The sequence below is a fragment of the Plantactinospora sp. B6F1 genome (assembly GCF_040120695.1).
GTDB lineage: Bacteria > Actinomycetota > Actinomycetes > Mycobacteriales > Micromonosporaceae > Plantactinospora.
Genome location: NZ_JBEEAC010000012.1, coordinates 167,807 through 188,596 on the forward strand (window position 1 = coordinate 167,807; position 20,790 = coordinate 188,596).

At 72.8% G+C, this 20,790-nt stretch carries 13 protein-coding genes and 1 pseudogene; 9 read left to right on the forward strand and 5 right to left on the reverse strand.

The genetic code is table 11. From position 1 onward, the window contains the following. Positions 1 to 102 precede the first annotated feature (102 nt). Together ABNF97_RS17820 and ABNF97_RS17825 are read left to right on the forward strand one after the other, a co-directional pair. Positions 103 to 2,235, forward strand: a complete 2,133-nt coding sequence (locus tag ABNF97_RS17820) for an amino acid permease (protein WP_130464137.1) — start codon at positions 103 to 105, stop codon at positions 2,233 to 2,235. Beyond that, complete coding sequence (locus ABNF97_RS17825) at positions 2,222 to 3,604, forward strand: class I SAM-dependent RNA methyltransferase (protein ID WP_349339177.1); 1,383 nt, start codon at positions 2,222 to 2,224, stop codon at positions 3,602 to 3,604. Before ABNF97_RS17820 ends, ABNF97_RS17825 begins: the two co-directional genes overlap by 14 nt. 118 nt (positions 3,605 to 3,722) lie before the next feature. Here ABNF97_RS17825 and ABNF97_RS17830 read toward each other — a convergent pair whose 3' ends face one another. Next, positions 3,723 to 3,974 carry a hypothetical protein gene (locus ABNF97_RS17830; RefSeq protein ID WP_130464135.1) on the reverse strand — a complete coding sequence of 84 codons (252 nt, stop codon included), beginning with the start codon at positions 3,972 to 3,974 and terminating at the stop codon, positions 3,723 to 3,725. 414 nt (positions 3,975 to 4,388) lie between these two features. Between ABNF97_RS17830 and dxs the strand changes: the two genes are divergently transcribed. Continuing rightward, complete coding sequence (gene dxs, locus ABNF97_RS17835; RefSeq protein WP_130464134.1) at positions 4,389 to 6,380, forward strand: 1-deoxy-D-xylulose-5-phosphate synthase; 1,992 nt, start codon at positions 4,389 to 4,391, stop codon at positions 6,378 to 6,380. Positions 6,381 to 6,574: 194 nt separating this feature from the next. Here the strand turns inward: dxs and ABNF97_RS17840 are convergent, their stop codons facing one another. Further along, positions 6,575 to 7,765, reverse strand: a complete 1,191-nt coding sequence (locus ABNF97_RS17840; RefSeq protein ID WP_349339178.1) for a hypothetical protein — start codon at positions 7,763 to 7,765, stop codon at positions 6,575 to 6,577. A 188-nt stretch (positions 7,766 to 7,953) separates the two neighbouring features. On the opposite strand from ABNF97_RS17840, the gene ABNF97_RS17845 reads away from it, so the two are divergent. Next, entirely contained in the window at positions 7,954 to 9,936 is a 1,983-nt protein-coding gene (locus ABNF97_RS17845) for a DUF6311 domain-containing protein (RefSeq protein ID WP_130464132.1), read from the forward strand. Positions 9,937 to 10,079: 143 nt separating this feature from the next. After that, a complete protein-coding gene (locus ABNF97_RS17850) occupies positions 10,080 to 11,963 on the forward strand; it encodes a DUF6311 domain-containing protein (protein ID WP_486484966.1) in 1,884 nt (627 codons plus the stop codon). 40 nt (positions 11,964 to 12,003) lie between these two features. On the opposite strand, the gene ABNF97_RS17855 is transcribed toward ABNF97_RS17850, so the two are convergent. Beyond that, positions 12,004 to 13,851: a hypothetical protein gene (locus ABNF97_RS17855; RefSeq protein WP_349339189.1), complete on the reverse strand. Its 1,848-nt coding sequence runs from the start codon at positions 13,849 to 13,851 to the stop codon at positions 12,004 to 12,006. Positions 13,852 to 14,038: 187 nt separating this feature from the next. Here ABNF97_RS17855 and ABNF97_RS17860 point away from each other — a divergent pair, with 187 nt between their 5' ends. The 3 genes and pseudogenes from ABNF97_RS17860 to ABNF97_RS17870 form a co-directional block, all read left to right on the forward strand. Beyond that, positions 14,039 to 15,385: an outer membrane protein assembly factor BamB family protein gene (locus ABNF97_RS17860; RefSeq protein WP_349339179.1), complete on the forward strand. Its 1,347-nt coding sequence runs from the start codon at positions 14,039 to 14,041 to the stop codon at positions 15,383 to 15,385. Positions 15,386 to 15,464: 79 nt separating this feature from the next. Beyond that, the gene (locus ABNF97_RS17865) at positions 15,465 to 16,151 is read left to right on the forward strand and encodes a response regulator (RefSeq protein ID WP_130464129.1); all 687 of its coding nucleotides are present in this window, start codon (positions 15,465 to 15,467) and stop codon (positions 16,149 to 16,151) included. A gap of 8 nt (positions 16,152 to 16,159) precedes the next feature. Further along, positions 16,160 to 17,305 (forward strand): annotated as a pseudogene (locus tag ABNF97_RS17870) (sensor histidine kinase); the annotation flags it as partial. Positions 17,306 to 17,559: 254 nt separating this feature from the next. On the opposite strand, the gene ABNF97_RS17875 reads toward ABNF97_RS17870, so the two are convergent. Continuing rightward, a complete protein-coding gene (locus ABNF97_RS17875) occupies positions 17,560 to 18,645 on the reverse strand; it encodes a DUF2637 domain-containing protein (protein WP_349339180.1) in 1,086 nt (361 codons plus the stop codon). 334 nt (positions 18,646 to 18,979) lie between these two features. On the opposite strand from ABNF97_RS17875, the gene ABNF97_RS17880 reads away from it, so the two are divergent. Next, on the forward strand, positions 18,980 to 19,363 hold the full coding sequence (locus ABNF97_RS17880; RefSeq protein ID WP_349339181.1) for a VOC family protein: 384 nt from the start codon (positions 18,980 to 18,982) through the stop codon (positions 19,361 to 19,363). 197 nt (positions 19,364 to 19,560) lie between these two features. On the opposite strand, the gene ABNF97_RS17885 is transcribed toward ABNF97_RS17880, so the two are convergent. Continuing rightward, the gene (locus ABNF97_RS17885) at positions 19,561 to 20,463 is read right to left on the reverse strand and encodes an RNA polymerase sigma-70 factor (RefSeq protein WP_130464127.1); all 903 of its coding nucleotides are present in this window, start codon (positions 20,461 to 20,463) and stop codon (positions 19,561 to 19,563) included. Positions 20,464 to 20,790 lie beyond the last annotated feature (327 nt).

Genomic DNA, 20,790 nt, shown 5'->3' on the forward strand with positions numbered 1-20,790 from the left:
CGGATCCTCGGCGAGCGCTAAAAGCGCCGTGTCGGTCGGATCACTGGAAGATCGGCTGCACCGGCCGGCCGGTCGGATCCGACGGCCGTACCCTTACCGGTTGTGGCCAGTCCCACCTCGCTCGTCAAGCGCCTGCTGCTGGGCCGACCCTTCCGGTCCGACAGGTTGCAGCACACCCTGCTGTCGAAGCGCATCGCGCTGCCGGTGTTCGCCTCCGACGCCCTCTCCAGCGTGGCGTACGCCCCGGACGAGATCCTGCTGACGCTCTCGATCGCCGGCGCGTCGGCGTATCTCTTCTCGCCGTGGGTCGCCCTGGCCGTCGCGGTGGTGATGCTCACGGTAGTGGCGAGCTACCGGCAGAACGTGCACGCCTACCCCTCCGGCGGCGGCGACTACGAGGTGGCCACCGTCAATCTCGGGCGCAGGTTCGGCGTCGGGGTGGCCAGCGCGCTGCTGGTCGACTACGTGTTGACCGTCGCGGTCTCGGTCTCCTCCGGGGTGGCCAACCTCGGCTCGGTGCTGCCGTTCGTCGCCGAGCACCGGGTCGGGGTGGCGGTGACCGCTGTGGTGCTGCTGACCGCGATCAATCTGCGTGGGCTGCGGGAGTCCGGCACCGCGTTCGCGATCCCGACCTACGGCTTCATGATCGTCATCATCGGGATGATCCTCACCGGGCTGGTCCGGATCTTCGTCCTCGGCCACGACCTCCGGGCGCCGAGCGCAGACCTGGTGGTCAGCGCCGAGCACGCCAACCTGACCGCCTTCGCGATGGCCTTCCTGCTGCTACGGGCCTTCTCCTCCGGCTGCGCCGCGCTGACCGGGGTGGAGGCGATCTCCAACGGCGTACCGGCGTTCAAGCCGCCGAAGAGCCGTAACGCCGCCACCACGCTGCTGATGCTCGGCACGGTGGCGATCGTGATGATCATGGGAATCATCTGGCTGGCCCGGCTGACCGGCCTGCAGTTCATGGAGAACCCGGCCCGGCAGCTCGCACACGGCCCGGTCGGATACGTGCAGCAGACCGTGACCGTGCAGCTCGGCCAGGCCGTCTTCGGCAACGGGATCCTGCTCTTCGTGGTGGCCGGCGTGACCGCGCTGATCCTGTTCCTGGCCGCCAACACCGCGTTCAACGGTTTCCCGGTGCTCGGCTCGATCCTGGCGCAGGACCGGTACCTGCCCCGGCAGTTGCACACCCGGGGCGACCGGTTGGCGTTCTCCAACGGCATCGTCTTCCTCGCGCTGACCGCGATCCTGCTGATCGTCGCCTTCCAGGCCGAGGTGACCCGGCTGATCCAGCTCTACATCGTCGGCGTCTTCGTCTCGTTCACGCTCTCCCAGGCGGGGATGCTCCGGCACTGGAACCGGCTGCTGCGTACCGCACGGGATCCGGCGGTCCGGCGGAGGATGATCCGGTCCCGGGCCATCAACGCCTTCGGGATGGGTCTGACCGGGGCGGTACTGGTGGTCGTCCTGGTCACCAAGTTCCTGCTCGGCGCCTGGATCGCCATCGCCGCGATGGCGGTGATCTACGCCATGATGCTGGGCATCCGCCGGCACTACGACCGGGTCGCCGCCGAGCTGACCCCGGCCGAGGGCCGCCCGGTGCTGCCGGCCCGCAACCACGCGATCGTACTGGTCAGCAAGGTGCACCAGCCGACCCTGCGGGCGGTCGCCTACGCCCAGGCGACCCGGCCGGACACGCTGACCGCGCTGACCGTGAACGTCGACGAGGCGGACACCCGGGCGGTGCAGACCGAGTGGGAACGGCATGGGATGACCGTCCCGCTGACCGTGATCGACTCGCCGTACCGGGAGATCACCCGGCCGATCCTCGACTTCGTCGCGTCGGCCCGCCGGGAGTCGCCGCGCGACGTGGTCACCGTCTTCATCCCGGAGTACGTCGTCGGGCACTGGTGGCAGAACCTGCTGCACAACCAGAGCGCACTGCGGATCAAGGGCCGACTCCTCTTCGAGCCCGGGGTGATGGTGACCAGCGTGCCGTGGCAGCTCGCCTCCACCGCCCGGAAGAACCTGGACCGGTTCGACGCCACCCTCAACCGTGGACCGGCCCGGGGCCCGCGCGGCGGTGCGCCGGTCGGTGGTCTGCTCGGGCCGCCCCCACGGTCGAACACCGCAGCCGTGCCGGCGCCGCCACCCTCGCTGGCCGGTACCGACCTCGAAGAGTCTCCGCCCGCACCCGGGCGGGAAACGGCGGTCCGTGATGAGCCCCGGTGAGCGGTCCCGGGCGTCCTTCGTGGGCCCGGGTGAGGCGGAGCGGGTCGAGCTGACCGTCGGCCCGGTGGCACACGGCGGGCACTGCGTGGCCCGACTGGACGGGCAGGTGGTCTTCGTCCGGCACGCGCTGCCGGGGGAGCGGGTCGTCGCCGAGATCACCGAGGTTCGTCGGGACTTCCTGCGGGCGGACGCGGTGACCGTACTCGACTCCTCGCCGGACCGGGTCGTCCCGCCGTGCCCGTGGGCGGGGCCGGACCGGTGTGGCGGCTGCGACCTTCAGCACGTCGCGCCGGCGGCGCAGCGGCGCTGGAAGGCCGAGGTGGTACGCGAGCAGCTGCGCCGGCTGGGCGGGCTGACCCCGGAGGAGATCACCGCGCTGGACGTCCGGGTCGACGAGCTGCCCGGCGGCCCGCTCGGCTGGCGCTCCCGGGTCCGGTACGCCGTCGACGCCGCCGGCCGGGCCGGACTGCTCAAGCATCGCTCGCACGAGGTGGTCCCGATCGACAGGTGCCGGATCGCCCGCCCGGTGATCCAGGAGCTGCCGGTGCTGGCACCGAGTGGTCGACGCTGGCCCGACGCCGACCTGGTGGAGGTGGTCGCCTCCTCGGCCGGCGACGTGACCGTCCGCGGGCGGCGCAACACCGGCGTGCTCGGCGGCGGCGACCTCGGCGAGGCCACTGCCCCGTCGTCGCCCGTCCCGTCGTCGCCCGTCCCGTCGTTCGAGGGTGCGTCGTCCGGCAGTCCGTCGTCCGGCAGTCTGACGGATGGTGCTGCCGGCGGTGACGGGGTGGTGCGGCGGATCCGGGAGGTGGCGGTCGGCCGGACGTGGCGGCTGCCGCCGGAGGCGTTCTGGCAGGTACATCCGGTGGCGGCGGAGACGCTGGCGACGGCCGTACTCGACCTGCTGGCGCCCCGGGCCGGTGAGTCCGCGTGGGACCTCTACGGCGGTGCCGGGCTCTTCGCGGCGGCGCTGGCCGGCCGGGTCGGTCCGGCCGGCCGGATCACCCTGGTGGAGTCCGCTGAGCCGGCGGTCGAGGCCGCCCGGGAGAACCTCGCCGACCTGCCGCAGATCGAGGTGGTCCGGGCCTCGGTCGGGCCGGCGCTGCGGCGACGCCGGATCGTCGGGCCGGTCGACCTGGTGGTGCTGGACCCGCCGCGTGCCGGTGCCGGTGCCGAGGTCGTCCGGGCGGTCGTCGCGGCCGCCAGCCGGGCGGTGGCCTACGTGGCCTGCGACCCGGCCGCCTTCGCCCGGGACGCCCGGACGTTCCGGGAGGCGGGCTGGCGACTCGCCGCGCTGCGCGGCTACGACCTCTTTCCGATGACCCAGCACGTGGAGCTGGTGGCGCTGCTGCTGCCCGGCGACGGCTGAGCCCGGCGGAGTGGCGGGGATCTGGCGGACCCGGGACGCCCGGACGGTGTTGATGTCGACCCGGAGGAGTCACGGGACGCGGAGCTGCGGGACGCGGGGGCGTGGCCCCGGCGCGGGTTCAGGGGGTGGCGTGCAGCGCGGACCGGGGTGGGGTGGGGGCCGCCTCCGCATCCCGGCGGGCGGCCCGGGCGGCGGCCCGGTCGCGGAGCCGGATCCAGGCGACGATCAGCAGAATCAGCGGCAGCAGCGGCAGCGTGACCAGCAGCACAACGCCGACCGCGAGAACCTGGCCGGCGGCGTACCGGCCGGATGTCGGGGCGGTTCGAGGGCGGCCGGGAGACCGGCCGGGGCGGGAGCCAGCAGGCGACATGTCGAGACCTTAGGGGAGGGTGGGAATACCGGCCATGCTACGGCCCTTGGCGGCATCTGCCCGATTTTTCGTTCGTTCGGCCGAACTCCTCCCCACCACTCGCGGTACCGAGTCATCGACTGTCCGCGACGGTCCCACCGTCCGGTCAACGGGACTCTGCTGATCGCCAATCGCCCGTCACCGGCCGACGAGCCGCCTCGCCGGCCGGGCCGCTCCCGACCGGCTGTCCTGGCGCACCGAACCCCCTCCCGCCCGCGACCGGCGCGGCGTCATCCGTGGCGCTGCTTCGGCGGCCCGGCTGCGGGCCGGCGCGGTCCCGATAGACTCTGCGGCTATGAGCCTGTGTAGGGAGCGAATCAGCCAGCCCAGTGCCGTGCGGCCCGATACCCCTGCCGAGCGTGGCGAGGTGACGGCATGACCGTGGAGGAGTCGGAGACGTCCGCCGGACGGCTTCTGGGTACGGTCCGCGGGCCGCAGGACGTCAAGCGGATGTCCGCCGAGGAGCTGGCGCTGCTCGCCGCCGAAATCCGGGACTTCCTGGTCGCGAAGTGTTCCCGGACCGGCGGGCACCTCGGCCCGAACCTCGGGGTGGTCGAGCTGACCCTGGCCATGCACCGGGTCTTCGACTCGCCGCGGGACCGCTTCCTGTTCGACACCGGCCACCAGGCGTACGTGCACAAGATGCTCACCGGGCGGCAGGAGGGCTTCGACCAGCTCCGCCAGCGCGGTGGCCTCTCCGGCTATCCGAGCCAGGCGGAGAGCGAGCACGACCTGATCGAGAACTCGCACGCCTCGACCGCGCTCTCCTATGCGGACGGCCTGGCCAAGGCGTACGCGCTGCGCGGCGAGTCGCGCAACGTGGTGGCGGTGGTCGGTGACGGGGCACTGACCGGCGGCATGTGCTGGGAGGCGCTGAACAACATCGCCGCCGCCCGGAACCCGCTGGTCATCGTCGTCAACGACAACGGCCGGTCGTACGCGCCGACGATCGGCGGTCTCGCCGACCATCTCGCGACGCTGCGGCTCAACCCCGGCTACGAGAAGGTGCTGGACGCCGTCAAGGAGGCGCTCGGCTCCACCCCGCTGGTCGGCAAGCCGATGTACGAGGTGCTGCACGCGGTCAAGAAGGGCATCAAGGACGCGGTTGCCCCGCAGGCGATGTTCGAGGACCTCGGCATCAAGTACCTGGGCCCGGTCGACGGGCACGACGTGGCCGTGATGGAGTCGGCGCTGCGCCGGGCCAAGGGCTTCGGCGCGCCGGTTATCGTGCACGCGGTGACCCGCAAGGGCCTCGGCTACCGCCCGGCCGAGGAGGACGACGCCGACTGCCTGCACAGCCCGAGCGCCTTCGACGTCGAGACCGGCAAGCTGCTGGCCGCCCCGTCGGTGAAGTGGACGCAGGTCTTCGCCGACGAGTTGGTCGCGATCGCCGACGAGCGGCCGGATGTGGTCGGCATCACCGCCGCGATGGCCGAGCCGACCGGGATCGCCGCGCTGGCCCGAAAGTACCCGGAACGGGTCTACGACGTCGGCATCGCCGAGCAGCACGCGGCCACCTCGGCCGCTGGCCTGGCCATGGGCGGCCTGCACCCGGTGGTGGCGGTCTACGCGACCTTCCTCAACCGTGCGTTCGACCAGGTGCTGCTCGATGTCGCCATGCACCGGTTGCCGGTGACGTTCGTGCTGGATCGGGCCGGGATCACCGGCCCGGACGGGCCGAGCCACTACGGCATCTGGGACATGTCCGTCTTCGGGGTGGTGCCCGGGCTGCGGATCGCCGCGCCCCGGGACGCCGCCACGCTGCGGGCGGAACTGCGCGAGGCGGTCGCCGTCGAGGACGGGCCGACGATCGTGCGCTTCCCGACCGGCGCCGTCGCCGCCGACCTGCCGGCGGTACGCCGGATCAACACCGGCTCGGTCGCCGGCGGGGTGGACGTACTCGCCGAGTCCGCCCGTACCGACGTGCTGCTGGTCGCGGTCGGCGCGTTCGGGCAGCTCGGCGTCGAGGTGGCCGCCCGGGTCGCCGAGCAGGGCTACGGCGTGACGGTGGTCGACCCGCGCTGGGTCCGGCCGATCCCGCCGGAGCTGGTCACGCTGGCCGGCAGCCACCGGCTCGTGGTCACCGTCGAGGACGGCGTACGCGCCGGTGGGGTCGGGGACGCGCTGGCCAAGGCGCTGCGCGACGCCGACCTGCGGGTGCCGCTACGCGACCTCGGCGTGCCGTCGGTCTGGCAGCCGCACGGCACCCGGGCGCAGATCCTCACCGACCTGGGGTTGACCGCGCAGGACATGGCTCGGGACGTCACCGGCTGGGTTTCCCAGCTCGACGACGAGCCGATCGCGCCGGTACGGGTGACCGCCTCCAACGGGGACCGGGCGGCGAAGGGGCACAACGGCCGGCGCTGACCCCGCCGACCAGCCTTCGCCCTCCCCGCCGACCAGCTTTCCCCTCCGGGCCGGTGTGGGCTTCGCCCTCCGCGCCGGTGTGGGCTTCGCCCTCCGGGCCGGCGTGGTGAGTCCCGGCCGGCACGGTGGCGCGGCCGGTTGTGGCCAGTCAGTTGCCGTGGCGCGGCCGGCTGGTTGCCCCGTGGCGCGGCGGGTCAGTTGCCGCCGGCCGAGCGGTCGGTGGTCCTGTCCGGGGCGATCAGGCTGAACGTCTCCCGGGTGGCCGGCTTCGGCACCACCACCAGGCCGGGACGGTCGACCAGGCGGGTGGTGTTCGGCGGCAGCGCGAGGCTGGTCTCCGAGTTCGGCTGCCAGGCCAGCACCACGACCGGGCTGGACAGCGGCAGGACGTACGCCTGGAGCGGCTCGAGCCGGTCGGCCGCCGAGACCAGCGGCGGACCGTCGGCGGGCCGGAGCAGGGCCGCCGTCATCATGCCATCGTCGGTGCGCCAGCTGATCTGTTCGAGCCTGGCCGGCTCCGTCCCGGCACCGGCCAGCTCGACCTCGGCCAACTCCTTCGTCGAGAGCCGGTCGATCGGCCAGGAGACCGGCACCGATCCGGGATGGGCCTCGCCGTGTACCCGGTGCGGGATGCTGCCGAACGGACCCGTCTTGGTGCCGAGGGCGCAGGTGTCCAGGCCGTCCAGCACCGAGGCGCCGGAGCCGGTGTCGTCGCCGACCAGCGGATAGCGAGGCCCATCGATGCCGGTGCCGAGGTCGATGAGCCGGTCGGCGGCCTTGCCGTTCGGCAGTGACTCGCTGGGGCGCAGCCGGGCGGTCACGGTGCGGGCGGCGCAGGCCGGCACCGCGACCGGGCCGGTCAGGCCGTCGGTGATGGCCAGCGGCCGACGGTCCGGCCCGAGGAGCCGGTCCACCCGGGAGGAGACGAGATAACGCCGGCCGGTGGGCAACTGCACCGGCAGCACGTCGGAGTAGACCAGGTAGCCCGGTTCGGTGTACTCGACCGCCCGGTCGACCGCGAACTCCGCTCCGTCACCGGTCAACTGCAGCAGCCAGGAGCCCGCCTCGCCGGGCACGTCGGCGGCGACCAGCGCGAGTCGGCCACCGTCGACCTCGCCGAGCCAGAGGATGCCGGAGGAGGGCAGGTGTACCCGGTCCTCGACGGGGGAGCGCCACTCGTCGACGGCCCGGGCCACCGCGGCGCTCGCCTCTGCATCGCCTGCCAGGGAGCCCCGGGACGGCCACACCTGGAGCGTGCCGTCCAGTGTGTCGTAGCCGACCCGCAGCGCGACCGGAGGTTCCTTCGGGATGGTGCCGCACCCGCCGGTGAGGAGGGCCAGGGTGAGGGCCGCGCCGACGATCCCGCTCCGAGGGAGTGAACCCACCTGTGCTCCCGATCCGCCTCAGTCGTCAACAGAAGCCACATCCTACGAGATCTCGGACGTGCCTCGGGCGTGACCCGGGAAAGCCCGACCGATCGGGGACCGGCGCTCCGGCAACACGGCTCGCCCTGCGGAAACCCGCCGCCCAGGCAACTGGGACCAATGGGGTACTCCTGTAGACTCCGCCGACTGTGACGCTTGCCGAGCCACGTCTGCACACCACGCCGGACCCGGAGAGTCCCGAGTCAGGAAGCCGAACGGCGACCGGGACCGACCGGGGCTCGGCGGGCTCGGGCACCGGTTCCGAGACCCGCTCGGATACCGCGAGGGCGGCGGGCAGCGACCGGGATCCGGCGTCGCGATCCGGCGCCGCGGGCGAGGACGCGGGTACCCCGGACCGGACCATCGGCCGCCCGGCCACCCGGCCCGCCCGCTGGCCCACCTGGCGGCGCGACCTCGCCGTCTACGCGGCCTTCCTGGTCGCCGGCCTCTGGGTGACCAGCCAGATCTGGCTCGACCCGGCCGGCCGGGTCGCCTCGCTCTACAGCAGCGACCCCGCACAGGTGCAGTACTTCCTCGCCCACTCCGTCCGGGTGGTGTTGCACGGTGAGTTCCCGTTCTTCACCGACCGGCTGAACTATCCTGACGGCGTCAACCTGATGGCCAACACGGCGATCCTGGGCCTGGGCATCCCGATGGTGCCGGTGACGCTGCTGTTCGGCCCGGCGGTGTCCTTCGTGGTGCTGGTGACGATCGGCCTGGCCGGCACCGCCTCCGCCTGGTACTACGTGCTCTCCCGGCACCTGGTCGGTGCCCCGGTCGCGGCGATCGTCGGCGGCTGGTTCTGCGGCTTCTCCCCGGCGCTGCTGTCGCACGCCAACTGGCACCCCAACATCATCTCGCAGTTCCTGCTGCCGTTCATCGTCTGGCGGGTACTGGCGCTGACCCGCTCCACCCGGCCGGTCCGGGACGGCGTGATCCTCGCCCTGCTGGTCACCTACCAGGCGTTCATCAACGAGGAGATTCTGCTCTTCACCGCGATGGCCTGCGGGGTCTTCCTGCTCGCCGTGCTGGTGCAGGAGCCGGGCCGGTGGAGGGCGGCGTGGCGCCCCCTCGGCGCCGGGCTGGCGGTCTGCGGCGTGCTCGCCGGGGCGTTGCTGGCGTACCCGCTGCTGGTGCAGTTCGCGGGGCGGCAGGCGTACCACGGGCTCAGCGACGCGGTCCGGGACTACGGCAACGACCTGGCCGCGTTCTTCGTACCCGGCTCCACCACGCTCGGCGGCAACCAGCGGGCCAATCTCGACCTCGCCCCCAACTACTCCGAGGAGAACGCCTTCTTCGGCTGGAGTCTGGCGCTGCTGACCGTCGCGATCGTGGTCTGGCTCCGCCGCGAGGTGGTGATCCGGGCGCTCGCGGCGACCGGCCTGCTCTTCGCGATCCTCTCGCTCGGCGAGCGGGTCTCCTGGTGGAACCGGGGCGCCATCTGGGGACCGTGGGACGTCCTGGTGAAGGCGCCGCTGCTCGACGCGGTCGTGCCGACCCGGTTCGGCCTGATCACCACCGTGGTGATCGGGCTGATCCTCGCGCTCGCCACCGACCGGGCCTGGAAGCTGGAGGTCGCCGACCGGCGGGCGCTGCGGGCCGTGGTGGTGGCCGCGCTGGCGATTGCGCTGGTGCCGATCCTGCCACTGCCGCTGCGCGAGGTGAGCCGGCCGCCGGTGCCGCACTTCATCACCTCGGGCCAGTGGCGGCCGTACGTCGGACCGGACCAGACACTGGTGCCGGTGCCGATCCCGGCGATGGGGCACACCAACGGGATGCGCTGGGCCGCCGCCGTCAACCTCGACTTCAGGATGCCCGGCGGCTACTTCCTCGCCCCCCGCAACGGCAACACCGGTGACCCCGGCCGGTTCGGCGGGCGGCCCAGCGGGCTCAGCGCGGTACTCGACCGGGTCGCCACCAGCGGCCAGCCGGCGACGCTGAACGACCGACAGCGCCGGCGGGCCCTGGACGAGTTGCGGCACTGGCGGGCCGCGGTCCTGGTGCTGCCGGTGCGGCAGGACAACGCCGAGGCGCTGCGCAGCACCGTCGACCAGTTCGCCGGCCCGGCCCGGCGTACCGCCGACGTGTGGCTGTGGGATGTCCGCGCCCTGACCAACCGCACTGCTGGGTGAGCGGGCAGGGGCGATCCGCCGAGACCGCGCCGGACGTCGCGGTCGAGGCGGCCGGGCCGGCGGCGACCACCGGTCGGCGGGCGGTGCTGCGACGCCTCGCCGCAGACCTGCGGGGTGCGCTGCGACGCAGCGTTGCGGATCGGCTGGGTGCGCTGCGTAGCTGGTCGGCGCGGCGCCGTGGTCCGCTGGTCGACACGGCGGTCGTGCTGACCTATCTCGCGGTCGCCGGTTACGTCACCTCCGGGCTCTGGCGGCATCGGGACCGGATGACCTACGCCAGCAACGACATGATGCTCTTCGAGTGGATGCTGGCCCGGGCCGCCCGGGCGGTGACCCACCTGGAGAACCCCTTCTACAGCACCGCGTTGAACGCGCCGGACGGGATCAACCTGATGGCGAACACGTCGGTGCTCGGCCTCGGCGTGCCGCTGACCCCGGTGACCCTGCTGGCCGGCTCGCAGGCCAGCTACCTCCTCGCGGTCGTGCTCTCACTGGCCGGTACGGCCACCGCCTGGTACCTCTTCCTGTCCCGCCGGATCGTCGACTCGCGCCTCGGCGCGGCCGTCGCCGGCCTGTTCTGCGGGTTCGCACCCGGAATGATCTCCCAGGCCACGGGACACCTGCACATGATCGCGCAGTTCCTGGTGCCGGCGATCCTGGCGGTGGTCTTCGACCCGCGCACCGACCGGGTGATCCGCCGTGGCGTACTGCTCGGCGTGCTGGTCGGGTACCAGGTCTTCCTCGGTGAGGAGGTGCTGGCCTTCCTGGTGCTGGCCTGCGGGCTCTTCACCGTCGGCTACGCGGTCTCGGCCCCGGGGACCGCCCGGCGGCTGGCTCCGGCGTTCCTCGGCCGGCTCGGCGTCGGCGCCGGAGTCGGGGTGGTGCTGCTGGCGTACCCGCTGTGGTTCCAGTTCTTCGGGCCGGGGCACTATCGCGGGCTGCCGTTCGACCCGAGGGCGTACCCGCTGGACCTGGCGTCGTTCACCGCCGCCTCGCGGCAGTCGATCACCGGCCACGACACGGTGCCGGGCATGCTCTCGCCGAACCTGACCGAGGAGAACTCCTTCTTCGGGCTCGCGCTGATCGTGCTCTGCGCGGTGGTGGCGATCTGGCAGTGGCGGCGGCCGCTGGTCCGGGCGCTGGTGCTCTGCGTACTGGTCTTCTCCGCGTTGTCGCTCGGCGAGGAGGTGCGGCTTAACGGGGAACTGCTGGACCTGCCCGGCCCGTACCGACTGGTCTCCGGGGCGCCGCTGATCGACCTGGCGGTGCCGGCCCGGTTTCCGCTGATCTGCGTCCCCGCCCTGGCGATCCTGCTGGCGCTCTCCTTCGACCGGGTCTTCCGCCACACGGCGAACCCGAGTGCCGCTCCCGGCGGTGCCGCAGATGCCTGTGGTGCCGGGGATGCCTGTGGTGCCGCGGATGCCGGTGCCGTGGACGGTGGTGCGGCGCCTGGCGGTGCGGTGCCCGCGCGCGGGCCGGGCCGGGCCGGCGGGCGGGTGCCGGTCCGGCTGCTCTGGACCGGGGCGGTGATCGCCGTCCTGCTGCCGGTGGCGCCGACGCCGCTGCGCACCAAGCCGGTCTGGCCGGTACCCGAGTTCGTCGCCAGCGGCGAGTGGCGGTCGTACGTGCCGCCGGGGCGTACCCTCGTGGCGGTCCCGCCTACCCGGGGCTCCGAGGCGACCGCCGGGATGTACTGGTCGGCCCGGACCGGCTTGGCCTTCACCGCGCCGGGTGGCTACTTCATCGGCCCCACCGGGCCGGACGATCCGCAGGCCCGCTGGGGTGCGCCGGACCGCCCGACCGCGGTGCTGCTCGACCGGGTCGCCGCCACCGGTGAGGTGCCGCCGATCGGCGAGGCCGAACGACGGCAGGCGATCGAGGACCTGCGGCACTGGCGGGCCGCGATCGTGGTCCAGGGTGGCCTGCACCGGGGAGTGCCGGTGCGGGAGACCCTCGACCAGTTGCTCGGGCCGGGCCGGGACATCTCCGGCGCCTGGGTGTGGGACGTCCGCGCCCTCGTCGGCTGACCCGTCGAGCCGTGGGGTTGCCTTTTTACCTTCTTGGCCGTCAGTTGACGAGCGCGCGGACGTCCCAGAGCCAGACGTCGTCCACCCGCTGCCCTGGGCCGAGCAGGCCGGCGAGCAGGACGTGCAGCGCGGGTGCGGCCGGGTGGTCGCCGAGCACCACCACGGAGGCCCGCCAGAACCGCAGATCCTCGATGGCCTGGCGGCGGTTCTCCTCGGTGACCACCGGTGCCGCACCCCGGTCCATCGTTCCGTAGATCAGCAGGCTGGTCGGTCGGGACGGGGCGCCGAACACCCCGTAGCCCTGCGCGTCCGGCCCGATGAAGTATCCGGCCGGGATCGGGAACGCCTGCCCGGTCAGCGCGCTCCAGCGCAGCGTGGAGAGGCCGTGCACGTTGCTCGGGATGGGTACCGGGACCAGGGTCCGGCCCGCCGGCACATAGGGCCGCCAGGCCCCGGAGGTGATGAACCGGGGCGGCGGGTCGACATGCATGGCCGGCAGCGGGCGCGGGACGATCGGCAACAGCGCGAGCGCGACAGCGGCGTACGCCAGGATCCGCAGCCGCCGCGCCGGGGCGGTGTCGTTCGAGGTGGCCGAGGGCGGCTGGGAACTCGGGGAGGCCGAGGGCGGCCGGGATTTCGCGACCTCGTTCCAGGCGAGCGCGACCAGGATCCCGACGGTGGCGACCGTGACCAGACTCAGCCGGGTCGGCATCATCATCTCGATCAGCGGCAGGTCCTCCGGCAGCAGGCGCCACGGTCCCTCGTACTCGGTGAGCTGCCCGTCGTAGCGGATCTGCCGGCCCAGCGAGGCGAGCGCGAACCCGGCACCGAGCAGCGCGACGATCCGGGCGACGATGGACGTCCGCCAGAGCAGCACCGCGACCAGGACGGCCAGCCCGACGAGCGGCCAGCCCAGCCAGGTGTTCTGCTCGGTGACCCCGATGGTCTTCTCCACCTCCGGCGAGCCGGCGATGGTGTCCCGGGAGTAGGTGACGAAGGCACGCAGGTCCTCGCCCCAGTTGTGGAAGACGCCGCCCTGCAGACCCCGGTAGGACTGCGGGCCGTTGAACTGGTACCAGATCGGGTAGCCGGCCAGCAGCAGCGCCACCACGCCGCCGACGCCGAGACCGCGGAGGAAGGTCCAGATCCGGTTGCGCATCAGCGACCAGCGGAAGGCGACGTAGAGCGGCACGGCCACCCCGCAGGCCAGCGCGGTGAGCAGCAGCATCTCCTCGTTGATGAAGATCTGGTAGGCCACCAGCAGCCCCAGCACCAGCCCGTTGCGCAGCCAGCGGCCCGGCTCGCCGAGCCGGAACACCCGGACCACGATCAGCGGGAGCAGGAAGTTGGAGACGAAGTTCGGCTGCCCGTTGGCGTGGTGGATGATGCCGGGTGCGAAGCCGAGGAACGCCCCGCCGACGAACGCCGCGGCCCGGGAGGAGACCAGGTGCCGGGAGAGCATCCAGTACGAGGTGGCGGCCGTCGCCGCGAGCGCACCGCCGAGATACAGCGCGTACGTCACCTGCGGGCCGAACAGCCAGGTGAGTGGGGCCAGCGGCAGGGTGACGCCCAACAGCGAGGTGTTGGCCATCATGTTGACGCCGTCCGGGGCGTTCTGCCGGGCCGAGAAGAGCGGGTTCTCCAGGTGCTGCACCGAGTACGCGCCGTGCGCGAAGAGCCACTCGAACCAGCTGTGGTCGGTCGGCAGATGCGACGACACCCGGTGGTTGACGTCCACCCAGTAGTTCGCGCAGACGAAGATCCCGAGCAGGACGTACGCTCCGATGGCCAGTACGTCGACCCGCGCGGGAGTCCGGAAGGCCCACCACTGTCGAGATCGATCGACTCTCGTCGAGCCGGCTTCGGCGTCCGAAGAATTGTCCACCACCGGAACTGCCACGAGGCGCCATCGTACAGGTGACTTCGCGTCCGAATTGCCGCCACCCGCCCCGGGTTCCCGGAGTGTGCCGGCGGGTGGTGACGACCGATACGGGCGATCGCGGCGTCGCGGCGGCGAGCCGCCGGAGCCGGAGATCCGACGCCGGCAGGGCCGGCGGAAGTGGGGGAGGAGTGAGATGCCCACCATCGAGTTGGGCGAGTTGGCTGTCGGGTCCCGCCCCGGGCGGGCCGAGCCGGACCGGACCGCGACTCGGCGGACGAACCGGCGCCGGCCGCCCCGGTCGGGGCTGCTCGCGGCGGTGCTGGCGGGGGTGCTCGGCACGGTGGCGGCCGGTGACCCGGTGCCCCGCCCCTGGCCGGAGACGGTGCTACCGACCCGGCTCGGCTCGTTCGTGTACGCCGAGCGGGACCGGATGTTCGTCGTCGAATCCGATCGGCCCGGTCGGGGCGGCCCGGAGCTGACCGCGTACCGGCTGCCGGCGGCGGAGCCGGAATGGCGGGTGACGCTGCCGGCCGACGACGTCGCGAACCTCCAGATGGTCGGCGAGCACCTGCTGCTGGCACGCTATCCGAGACCGGCGTCGGGCAGGGCACCTGGGCTGACCGTGCTGGATCCCTCGACCGGCGCCGTGGCCTGGGACCGCGAGGCGAGCCTGATGACGGTCAGCAGCGGCGGTGACCTGCTGCTCCAGACGACGACCGGGGCCTGGCGGCCGGGGGAGAACGGGCCCGGCACGTTGGAGGCGGTGGATCCGGCCACCGGCGCCGCGCGGTGGTCGCTGCCGGTACCGGCCGGCGCCGTGCCGTTGCTCGAAATGTCGGCGGTCGACCGGGCGGTACCCGTCCGGGCCTCGACCCTGGTCCTCGTCCTGCCGTCCGGTCGGGTCGAGGTGCGCGATCTTGGCACCGGCGAGGTCGTGCGGGCCGCCCAGATGCCGGCGCCGGGCGCCGGGCCGCCGACGCCGACCGGGTGGGTCGAGGTCGCCGCCGGCCTGCTCCTGGCGTACGACGAGAACGCGGTGACCGCGTACGGGCTGCCGGAGCTGGACCGGCGCTGGTCGGTCCCGAACCCGCCCACCAAGGAGTACGCAGCGTTCACCTGCGGAGCCGACCTGTGCAGTCTGCGTCCCCAGCGCGGGGTACACGTCCGGGACGCGGGGACCGGCCGTACCCGCTGGTCGGACCCGCGCTGGACCGGCCTCTGGACCGTCGGCGACGACCTGGTCGCCAGCCAGGCCGGTGCCGACGAGTCCCAGCTCTTCGCCGTCCTCGATCCGGCCACCGGACGGGTACTCGCCGACCTCGGTACCTTGGCCTTCCTCACGCCGCGCGGATCGCGGTTCGTCGGCGTCCGGTACGGCGCGGACCGCCGGGCCTGGGTGCTGGAGTTCGATCCGGTCACCTGGCGGGGTCGGCTGCTGACGGTGCTGTCCGGGATTTCCGGCGACTGCGGGGTGACCGCGACCAGGCTGCACTGCCGGCGGCTGGACGCCTCGACCGGGGTGTGGCGGCTGCCGGATTAGCCGGCCCGGTCCGGCGCATCGAGCTGTCACTTGTCGAGCCTGGATAGGTTGTCCCCTAGAGGCAGCCGGGGAGGTCGTGGTGCGGGTACTGGTGGTGGAGGACGAGCGCAACCTGGCCGACGCGATCGTCCGTGGGCTGCGCCGGCAGGGCATGGCCGTCGACGTCGCCTACGATGGTTCGACCGGACACGAGATGGCCTTCGTCACCCGGTACGACGTGGTGGTGCTCGACCGCGACCTGCCGGGCGTGCACGGCGACCAGATCTGTGCCGACCTGGTCACCTCGGACGCGCTGACCCGGGTGTTGATGCTGACCGCCAGCGGTACGGTCGCCGACCGGGTGGAGGGCCTCCAGCTCGGTGCCGACGACTACCTGCCCAAGCCGTTCGCCTTCGACGAGCTGGTCGCCCGGGTGCAGGCCCTCGGTCGCCGGGCCACCCCGGTCACCCCACCGGTGCTGACCGTGTCCGACCTGGTGATCGACCCGGCCCGGCGGGTGGCGACCCGGGGCGGGGCGGCGGTGGACCTGACCCGCAAGGAGTTCGGCGTGCTGGAGGAGCTGGTCAAGGCGCGCGGTGCGGTGGTGTCCAGCGAGGAACTCCTGGAACGGGTCTGGGACGCCAACACCGACCCGTTCACCACCACCGTCCGGGTGACCGTGATGACGCTGCGGAAGAAGCTCGGTGAGCCGCCGCTGATCGAGACGGTGGTCGGCGCCGGCTACCGGGTTTCGGACCCGTCCGTGCCGGGGCAGGTGAGTGCATGACCGTCTATCTGACCCGCCGCCGGCCCCGGGTACGGCCCACGCTGCGGCTCCGGCTGACCCTGCTCAACGGCGTGTTGCTGATCGGTGCCGGTGCGATTCTGGTGCTGCTCGCCTGGCTGCTGGTCGGGGACGCGCTGACCCCGGACATCCGGCTCCGGTCGAACCCGACGCTCGAGCTCTCCGACGGGCGGACGGTCGGCGCGATCGAGTGGCAGCGCGAGATGGCGCAGGCGGCGAGCCGGGAGCTGCTGGTCAAGGGGTTGCTGGCGCTGCTGGTGATAAGCGTCGTCGGGGTCGCCGGGGCGTACGCGGTGGCCGGCCGGGCGCTCCGCCCGCTGCACCAGGTCACCTCGACGGCCCGACGGCTCGGCGAGGCGACCCTGGACCAGCGGATCCGCTACTCCGGCGCGGACGACGAGGTGGCCGAGCTGGCCGGCACCTTCGACGCGATGCTGGATCGGATAGGGGATGCCTTCGAGACGCAGAAGCGCTTCGTCGCCAACGCCTCGCACGAGCTGCGTACGCCGCTGGCGGTGATGCGGACCGAGATCGACGTCACGTTGGCCGACGACGAGGCGGACGTGGCGGAGTACCGGCGGATGGCCACGGTGGTCCGGGACGCCTCGGAGCGGGCCAACAACCTGGTCGACGCGCTCCTGGTGCTGGCACGCAGCGAGGCGCAGTCGGGCCGCCGGTTGGCCCGGAAGGCACCGACCGATCTCGCCACCGGGGCCGGTGCGGCGCTCTCGGCGGTCCGGAACGAGAGCACCCGGCTCAAGCTCCGGGTCGAGACGGCGTTGGCCCCGGCACCGGTGGTCGGCGATCCCGGCCTGTTGGAGCGGCTGGCCGGCAACCTGATTGAGAACGCGGTGCGCTACAACCACCTGCACGGACGGATGTGGGTGCGTACCGGCTCGGATCCCGAACAGGCCTGGCTGGTGGTCGGCAACACCGGCTTCGAGGTGGAGCAGGCGGACGTACCCGGGCTGTTCGAGGCGTTCCGGCGGGGTGGTCGGGAGCGGACCGGCGCCCGGGGATCCGGGCTGGGACTGTCGATCGTCCGGGCGGTCTGCGACGCGCACGGCGGCACTGTCAGCGCGATCGCCCAGGACGGTGGCGGGCTGGAGGTGACGGTGACGCTGCCGGCGGCCGAGACCACCCCGGTGGTGGCCGCCTCGGCGGCGGTCGGCGGCGGCCCGGTCGCCATGCCGTTCCGGCCGGTGCCGGCGGAGAGCGCGAGCAGCACGGCCAGTACCGTCTCGCTCGACCGGGCCGCACCGGTCGTCCTGCCCGCCCCGGGTACGCCGGCGGAGGCGCATCCCGGCACCCCGACCGGACTGGCCGGGCTGGCGGAAACGGCCGGCACCGACCCGAGACCCGGTTCGACGACCGATCCCCGGTAGCGGATTCAGGCGACGAGGTCGAGTTCACGTACCTCGCGGCGGATCGCCCGCAGCCGGGCGGTGGTGATGCCGAGTTCCTGCGCCACTTCGGCGTCGCTGGCCTCGGGTCGCTCCGCCTGGATCGCCGCCGCCAGTGCGGCGGTCTCGGTGATCGGGCGGCGTGGCCGTGCCGCGGCGGCCGGCTTGGCCGCGCGCCCGGTCGAGGCCCGCCGCCCGGCCGTTCCGGCCGCTCCCTTCCTGGTCCTGGTCGCACCTCCGGCGCCCGCTGGCGCCGCCGCACCCGTTTCCCCGGGTGTCTCCGGCCACTTCCCGCCGCGCCTGCCCGGCTCCGTCCCGCCGTGCGCGCCGACTCCCGTTCCGTTGGGCGTGCCGGCTTCCGTTCCGTTGGGTGTGCCGGCTTCCGTTCCGTTCGGTGTGCCGGCTTCCGTTCCGTTGGGCGGGGTGGCGAGGATCTCGCCGATACCCCGGCCCAGAGGCTCGACCGCGCCGAGTGACCCGCCGCCCGCCGCCGGTCGCCGACGAGCTGCGGCCGCCCCACCCGGTCCGGCGGCGGCCCGGTCGGATCCCGAGGCCGGGTCGGATCCCGAGGCCGAGTCGGATCCCGAAGCCGGGTCAAACGCTCCGGTCCGGGCAGCACCGGGCGGGGCGGCGGGGTTCGCCGGACCGGACCCCGCCGTGGCGGCGGCCGTCGCGGCCTCTGCGGTGGCGATCCGGCCACCCAGCTCCACCAGGCAGATGCTGGCCACCACGATCAGGCCGTCGACCGACAGCGGCAGCAGGTACGGCGACGCGCCCGTCTCGCCGTACCGGGCGGCCACCCCGACCATGTGCCAGTACGACACCCAGGCGGCGATCCCGGCGATCGTGGCGGTGGCGGCCATCCGGGCGAACGCCAGTGAGCGGCGGTGCACCGGCACCCGAGAGATCAACTCAACGGTGAGCAGCAGTGCCAGTGGTGGCCAGGCGGCGATGGCCTGGCTGATCGGGTTGTCCCGCGCGTGCAGGATGTTGGCGACCACCGAGGCGGCGACCCCGAGGGCCAGGGTGGCGCGTACGGCCCAGCGGACCCGGCGAAGCTGTGGGAGGGGCACCGGTCGCTCCTTGCCTGTCGTCGTGCTTCCTCTCGGCCCAGCGGACCAGCCGGCCTGACCGCTCATCCTTACGGCCGAAGCGGTCCAGCCGGTGTACCGGCTGAATTTCCGGCGTGTCGCTCACCGCCCGGTGGCCATCCGTGTGCTTCGCGTTGCGATCCCGGGGGGTACATCGGTTGCCGAACCCGTACCTCCGTGCCAAACTTGCCGCCGTCAGCCCGGATCATGGAGGGAGGTGCGGTAGATGGTTGCGCTGTCCTTTTCCGCGCCTCGCCTCGGCCACCGCTGACCGATCCGCGTTCCTCCGCGAGGCGCACACTCCACTGGAGGATTCGTGAGTTCCATCATCCACAACGTCAGCTTCGACTGCGCCGATCCGTACACGCTCGCCAGCTTCTGGGCGAAGGTGCTGGACCGGTCCCTGCATCCTGATGACCGGCCCGGCGACGACGAGGTCGGGCTGCCGGCGCCGGACGGCACTGCGCCGCAGGTCTTCTTCCAGCGGGTGCCGGAGGGCAAGTCGGGCAAGAACCGGCTGCACATCTGCCTGCAGCCCGAGGACCGGACCCGGGACGAGGAGGTCGACCGGCTGTTCGGGCTGGGCGCCACCCTGGTCGCCGACCACCGGCGCCCGGACGGCACCGGCTGGGCGGTGCTCGCCGACCCGGAGGGCAACGAGTTCTGCGTCGAACGCAGCGCCGCCGAGCGCGCCGGCTGAGCCCCGCGTAGCAGCTGGGCCCCGGCGTAACAGCTGGGCCCCGCGTAGCAGCTGGGCCCGGCGTACCGGTTGCGTGACGCGTACCGGTAGGAGCGGTCGCGGGTGCCGGGCCCGTCCCCGCCGGCAGCGGTGGGGGACGGGCCCGGGTCAGCTCGGCAGCCGGCCGGCTGGCGTTCGTCCGCACCCCGGACCGACGTTCATTGCCGCGTGAGCGACGTTTCGGATCCGAGGTGGGTCAGCTTCTCGGGGTTGCGGACGTAGTAGAGACCGGTGATGCGGGCCTGCTCGACCCGAACCGCCAGGACACCGTCGAGTTCGCCGTCGATTCGGAGCACGAGCGCCGGGTTGCCGTTGACCATGGTGGGATCAACGGTGACGGTGACCAGGCCTTCGGCCCTGCCGAGACCACCGATGATGAAGCGGGCGACCTTCTCGGCGCCGATGACCGGCCGGGGCGATGCCTGCTTGAGGCCGCCGCCGTCGCTGATCCCCACGACGTCAGGGGCGAGCGTGTCGATCAGGCCCTTGAGGTCTCTGGTCTCCAGCGCGCGCCGGAACGCACCCAGAACCGCCCTGGTCTGGCTCGGGGAGACGGCCGCGCGGGGGCGGCGGGCGTCGACGTGCCGGCGGGCGCGGTGCGCGATCTGGCGGACGGCCGCCGGGGTCTTGCCGACGGCGGCGGCGATCTCGTCGTAGCCGATGCCGAAGGCCTCGCGCAGTACGAAGACGGCACGTTCGGTCGGTGAGAGTGTCTCGAGGACCAGCATGAGCGCCATCGACAGACTCTCGGAGAGTTCGACGTCCTCGGCCACGTCCGGCGTGGTGAGCAGCGGTTCGGGTAGCCAGGCGCCGACGTACGCCTCCCTGCGGCGCTGCACGGTGCGCAGCCGGTTGAGCGACTGCCGGGTCGTGATCCGGATCAGGTAGGCACGCTGGTCGCGTACCTGTTCCAGGTCGACCTTGATCCACCGCAGCCAGGTTTCCTGGAGTACGTCCTCGGCGTCGGCCGCCGATCCGAGCATCTCGTACGCGACGGTGAACAGCAGGTTGCGGTGGGCGACGAAGCTCTCGGTCGCCGGGTCAGTGGCTCGGTCGTTCATCGCAGGCCGCCCGGGAAAGCGCCGGTGGCGCTGGGGAGGAATGGGCGGTCATGCGTGGTGTCGGTGGTTCTCGGCATAGTGTCGGCGCCTCCGTCCCGGCGGAACTGTCGGTTGCGGCGGGGATGGTTGCAGTCTGCCGATCACCCCCTCCCACGACGGTGGTTCTGTGCGATCCGAGGCTGAAATCTCCCGCTTCCAGCCTGGGAGAAGCATCAGATTCCGGCATTCTCCTTCGCGGCCCGCATCCGGTCGTCGTCGAACTTCCGGCCGCGACGACCGGTACGTCGCGCATGCTCGGCAACGACCTGCCAACCGCAGATTCCCGTC

Coding starts and splice junctions, on each gene's coding strand:
- ABNF97_RS17825 (WP_349339177.1), top strand. CDS start 2,222: ATGAGCCCCGGTGAGCGGTCCCGGGCGTCCTTCGTGGGCCCGGGTGAG.
- ABNF97_RS17830 (WP_130464135.1), bottom strand. CDS start 3,974: ATGTCGCCTGCTGGCTCCCGCCCCGGCCGGTCTCCCGGCCGCCCTCGA.
- dxs (WP_130464134.1), top strand. CDS start 4,389: ATGACCGTGGAGGAGTCGGAGACGTCCGCCGGACGGCTTCTGGGTACG.
- ABNF97_RS17860 (WP_349339179.1), top strand. CDS start 14,039: ATGCCCACCATCGAGTTGGGCGAGTTGGCTGTCGGGTCCCGCCCCGGG.
- ABNF97_RS17885 (WP_130464127.1), bottom strand. CDS start 20,463: ATGAACGACCGAGCCACTGACCCGGCGACCGAGAGCTTCGTCGCCCAC.